Here is a 4,890-nt window from a genome sequence, read left to right as displayed (position 1 = left end):
CCGGCGTGGTGCCCGCGGCGAACGTGCCGGCCCGGCCCGCGCCTGTCGCGGTCCCGGGGGAGCCGGCAGGTTCAGGTCGACCGGCGAGGTCGGCCAGCCAGGTCCGGCACGCCCGGATCCAGCTGATCGCCGCGGTTGTCGCCGTCGTCGCGATCCTCGTCGGCGTCGCCGCCGTGCTGGCCAGCCGTAACGGCGGGAAGGCGAGCACGACCAGCGTGCCGGCCTCGGTCGCCGTGCGGGCGTTGGGGCTGCAGGACACCGACGCGGCACTCGCCGGCCGCCTCGCGCTCGCCGCCTACCGGGTGGCACCGACCCTGCCCGAGACCCGGGCCGCGATGATCGGCCTGTTCGGCGCCGACGTGACTCCCGCGACCACCCAGGTCAGTTCCGCCGGCGTGCTCGCCGCCGCGGTCAGCCGGGACGGCCAGCGCATCGCCACCGGTGACCGCGACGGCGTCATCACGCTCTGGCAGGTCAGCGACCGGACCAGCCTGACCCGCCTCGACTCGGTCCAAAGCGTCGGCTGGATCGACGCACTGGCCTTCAACGCGGGCGGTGACCTGCTCGTCTCCGGCAGCACCGACGGCACGGTCCGGCTGTGGAACCTCGCCGACCCGGAGAACATCCGCCGCTGGTCCATCGCCCGCGTGCACACCGACGCGGTGCGCACCGTCGCCGTCAGCCCCGACGGCAACACCGTTGCCTCCAGCGGCGCCGACGGCGTCCTCGCGCTGTGGGACGCCACCGACCCCGCCCGTCCGACGACCCGATCCCACCTCGACACCGGGACCGGCGGTGTGTACGAGGTCGCGTTCGCGAAGGGTGGGCAGACGCTGGCGGTCGCCGGCGAGGACGGCTCGGTCGGCCTGTGGGACATCCACGACGCGGCCCACCCGAAGCGCGGTCAGGTGCTCCGCGACCACACCCGCGCGGTGCGCGCCGTCGCCTTCAGCGCGGACGGCGACACGCTCGTCTCCGGTGGGATCGACGCCACCGTGCGGCTGTGGGACGTCACCGATCCGGCCCGTCCGACACCGCAGGCGACGATTCCCGGCCAGTTCGGCGGCGTCGCCAGCGTCGCCGGCGGTGACGGCGGCCTCGTCGCGTCCGGCGGCGACGACGAGACCGTGCGCCTGTCCGCGATCACCAACCCGGCCCAGCCCGAGCCCCTCACCAAGTGGAGTGGGAACACCCAGCCGATCAGCACGGTCGCCGTCATCCCCGCCACCGGGGTGGTCCTGACCGCCGGCAACGACGGCACCGTCCGCCTGTGGGACGCCGACCCGGGCAGGCTGGCCACGGCGGCGTGCGCCGACCCGGCGAACCGCATCACCGCCGGCGAATGGTCGAGCGCCTTCGGCTCGATGGCGTATCACGCCCCCTGCTCCTAGCGCCCGCCGTTCCTAGCGTCCGCCGTTCCTCGCACCCGCCGTTCCTGGCACCCGCCGTTCCTGGCACCCGCCGCCGCGTCGCTGGCGGGTCACCCGGAGAAGTCCAGGTCGCGGAGTGCGACACACTCGTGGTGTGGGTGATGACGCGGACCGGTCGATCATGCTGGTTGAGGACTATGGCCCTGAGTGGGCGCCGGGCCGGTTCGAGCTCGGCACGGACGGCGCCCGGGCGATCCTGGTGGGCGTGGACGGCTCCCGCACGTCGCTGCGCGCTGCGGCGTTCGCCGCGGGCCTCGCCCGGCGGCAGTCGTCGTGGCTCGTGCTCGTGTACGTCGCGGCGACGCCGGTCTGGGCGGCGATGTCGCCCGCGCCGACGGGCAATGCCGTCCAGCTGATCATCGACGGGGTCGTCGACGACGTGCGGGGTCTCATCCAGGACCGCCAGGTCGAACTCGGCGTGCCGATCCGCTTCCTGGTCCGCGCCGGTGACCCGTTCGACGGGATCAGGCGCACCGCCGCCGAGGTGCGGGCCGATCTGGTGGCCGTCGGCGCGTCGGAGAGCGCCGGCCACCGGCTCATCGGCTCGCTGGCCGGCCGCCTCGTGCGCGCCGGTCAGTGGCCGGTGATCGTCGTTCCCTAGCCGTGCGTGGCCGTGTGGCCGCGGGTGGACGCGCTCAGCGCGCCCGCCACCCCGAGGTCCTGACAGGCTGGCCAGCGGGCGGCTCCGCCGCGACCGGACCGCCCACCGTCGGGCTACCTGCCGCCGGACCGCCCGCGGTCGGACCGCCCGCGCCGGGCCGTACCGCCGTGCCGCGCCGGGCGACCTTCCGCAGCTGGATCATCCGGCCGATTCCCGGGATCGCGACCAGCAGCGCCCCCGCGACGGCGGAGAACAGCATCGCGACGGCGACCGGCATCGAACCGTGCGCGGTGAAGAACGAGATCCTGACGTCGTCCTGGTTCTGCAGAATGAACACGAGCAGCAGGATCAGCACGACCGCGGACAGGATCAGCGAGGTCCACACCCGGCTCGTCCGGGTCACGGGAATCGACGGTTTGCCGCCGTGTCCGAACCCGTGCCGATGCCCGCCCGTTCCCGGCGCGCTCGGCGGCCCGGCGACGGCCGGCCCACCAGCTGGCGGGCCCTGCGGGCGGGACGGGTCCTGCGGGGCCGGGAACGCCTCCACCGGCGGCGGTGCCCCGGTGGGTGCCCCCCCGGCGGCGCCCGGGCCGGTCGTGGGAACGGTCCGACCGGTCGAACCGACATCCGGTTGCTGGGCGTCATCCATGGGTGGCACGGGGCCGCGCGGCAGGGTCATGCCTGGTTACTACCCGTCCCGGGTGCGGTATCACATCTCCGCCGCGCGCGCCTATCGAAGGACTACAGAGAAACCGATGGCCCGGGTCGGCGGCCGAGGCGGTGGAAGATCGTGATCAGGGTTGGGTGGGGGCGAGGGTACTGGCGACGCCGGCGGTCGGCGCGGGGGCGGTGGCCACCGAGGACTGACCGGTGCCACCGGTGCCGAACAGGCCGGTGTCGGCGGTGGGGGACGGCGTGACCGACGCCGACGCCGACGCCGACGGCGCGGTGGTGGGTGTCACCGTGGCCGACGGGTCCACGGATGCGCTCGGGCTCGGCGGCGCGGTGGCGAGGGGCGTTGGGGAGAAGGTGTGCCGCGCGATCGGTGTCGCGGCGACCTGCGCCTCGGCCTGGCGCTCGGCGACGGCCTTGGCGACCAGGCGGGCCCGGGCGACATGCGCCGGATCCGGCCGGAGCACCAGGTAGGCCGCCACGGTGACGAGGAAGAAGGCGACGAGGCCCGCGGTCGAGCGGCGCATCTGAATGGACCGGGCGAACCGGACTACGCGTTGCGGGTCGAATGACGTCACGGGTCGGGACCTCAGGATGCGGTGGGGGCGGCGGTGTCCAGCTCAGCGGGCGCGGTGATGCCCTCGCGCAGCAGCGTGGTCGCGATGCGGGCCCGCAGGGCCCGGCCGACCTCGAACTGCCGGCCCGGCTGGGTGCGGGCCACCACGCGGATCCGGTACTCGTCGAGATCCAGGCTCTCAACGCCCATCACCGCGGGCGCGTCGAGGAGCTGGTCATGCAGGGCGTCGTCGGCGTAGGCCTCGGCGCCGACCCGGGTGAGCAGCTCACTGACGGTGGCGAGGTCGGCGGCCGCCGGGATCGGCACGTCGATGATGGCCCGGGCCCAGTCCCGGGACAGGTTGACCACCTGCACGATCTGACTGTTCGACGTCGTCACGACCTCGCCGCTGGACGTCCGCAACCGGGTGATCCGCAGCGTGACCTCCTCCACGGTGCCCGTCGATCCGGCGGCCGGCCCGCCGGCGACCATCAGCCGGACAAGATCCCCGAAGCCGTACTGGCGCTCGGCGATGATGAAGAACCCGGCGAGCATGTCCTGCACGATCTTCTGGGCGCCGAAGCCGAGCGCCACACCGACGATCGTCGCCGGCGCGACGAACCCGGTCACCGGCACGCTGAAGCGCTGCAGGACCAGCACCGCCGTCAGGCAGTAGACGATGACCAGCGACGTCCAGGTGATGACCTGCGCGACGGCATGCCGATGCTTGGCGGACTCGCTGCGGACCACCCCGGACTGGACGTCGATACGCGTGGTCACCCGATCGCCGAGCCAGGTCGCGAACCGGGTCAGCAGCAGCGCGCCGCTCACCAGCATCACGACTTCCAGGCCGCTGCCGCGGGCCCACTGGCCGATGTCGCTCAGCGGCGCGGTCGCGGTGACCGTGGCCGCCGCGGCGACCGTAGACGGGCCGATCATGAGATCGGCGCGCGGCCGGCGGGCGGACGGGTCGCCGCCGGGGGCACCGGCAAGGTGTGTCGAACTCCGCTCACCGGCCCGAACCTACCCGCTTGCGGCACAGCGGGTACCCGCCGGAGGTGGCCCTTACCGGCTTCGGGCAGGTGACCGGGTGGATACGCAGGTGTCGACAGCGCCACCCCCGTCGGGGATCCTGAGCGACGGGACAGCGAAAGAGACGGAGATCGCCATGGGGTTCGGCGGACGCTGGTTCGGGCCGGGGCACGGCCGGGGCGATCATGGCAGGGACGAGAGCGCACCCGCCGTCGACGCCGCACCGGCGCGCGCCACGGCCCGCGGCCCGTACGACCTGGTCGACCTGCCCGGTGACGGGCGCCGCCGCGTCGATCTCGGCTCGCTCGTGGTCCCGGTGCCCGCGGGCGCGACGATCGAGGTCCCCGCCGCCGCGGGTGGGGCGCCACCCGGCCCTCTGGCCGTCGTGCGTGCCGGCCAGGTGACGGTGACGCTCGCGGTGTTCGCCGCGCCGAAGAGCCGCGGCCTGTGGGACGAGGCACGCGCGCGCCTGGCCGCCTCCCCGGCGGCCGTCCTCGCCGCCGCGGGCCTACCGCCAGCGCCGGCCGGATCTGGGCTGGCCGGATCTGGGCTGGCCGGATCTGGGCTGGCCGGATCTGGGCTGGCCGGATCTGGGCTGG

General features: G+C 74.5%; 6 protein-coding genes. 3 read left to right on the top strand and 3 right to left on the bottom strand.

The features are described 5' to 3' along the window. Positions 1 to 1,391: WD40 repeat domain-containing protein (locus MXD58_RS19985; RefSeq protein ID WP_250609719.1), on the top strand; the 1,391-nt coding region annotated here is incomplete at its 5' end. Positions 1,392 to 1,551: 160 nt separating this feature from the next. Further along, positions 1,552 to 2,031: a universal stress protein gene (locus tag MXD58_RS19980; RefSeq protein ID WP_250609718.1), complete on the top strand. Its 480-nt coding sequence runs from the start codon at positions 1,552 to 1,554 to the stop codon at positions 2,029 to 2,031. A gap of 34 nt (positions 2,032 to 2,065) precedes the next feature. Here MXD58_RS19980 and MXD58_RS19975 read toward each other — a convergent pair whose 3' ends face one another. The 3 genes from MXD58_RS19975 to MXD58_RS19965 form a co-directional block, all read right to left on the bottom strand. Beyond that, a complete protein-coding gene (locus tag MXD58_RS19975; protein WP_250609717.1) occupies positions 2,066 to 2,680 on the bottom strand; it encodes a LapA family protein in 615 nt (204 codons plus the stop codon). Positions 2,681 to 2,825: 145 nt separating this feature from the next. Further along, positions 2,826 to 3,281 carry a hypothetical protein gene (locus MXD58_RS19970; RefSeq protein ID WP_248837326.1) on the bottom strand — a complete coding sequence of 152 codons (456 nt, stop codon included), beginning with the start codon at positions 3,279 to 3,281 and terminating at the stop codon, positions 2,826 to 2,828. A gap of 11 nt (positions 3,282 to 3,292) precedes the next feature. Further along, on the bottom strand, positions 3,293 to 4,198 hold the full coding sequence (locus tag MXD58_RS19965) for a mechanosensitive ion channel family protein (protein ID WP_248837327.1): 906 nt from the start codon (positions 4,196 to 4,198) through the stop codon (positions 3,293 to 3,295). A gap of 229 nt (positions 4,199 to 4,427) precedes the next feature. On the opposite strand from MXD58_RS19965, the gene MXD58_RS19960 reads away from it, so the two are divergent. After that, a partial coding sequence (locus MXD58_RS19960) for a DUF3710 domain-containing protein (RefSeq protein WP_250609716.1) occupies positions 4,428 to 4,890 on the top strand: 463 nt, incomplete at its 3' end.

The organism is Frankia sp. AgKG'84/4 (genome assembly GCF_023242965.2).
Lineage (GTDB): Bacteria > Actinomycetota > Actinomycetes > Frankiales > Frankiaceae > Frankia.
The sequence above is the reverse complement of the archived record's forward strand: the minus strand, read 5'-3'. Positions and strand labels throughout refer to the sequence as shown.

Coding starts and splice junctions, on each gene's coding strand:
- MXD58_RS19980 (WP_250609718.1), top strand. CDS start 1,552: ATGCTGGTTGAGGACTATGGCCCTGAGTGGGCGCCGGGCCGGTTCGAG.
- MXD58_RS19975 (WP_250609717.1), bottom strand. CDS start 2,680: ATGGATGACGCCCAGCAACCGGATGTCGGTTCGACCGGTCGGACCGTT.
- MXD58_RS19965 (WP_248837327.1), bottom strand. CDS start 4,198: ATGATCGGCCCGTCTACGGTCGCCGCGGCGGCCACGGTCACCGCGACC.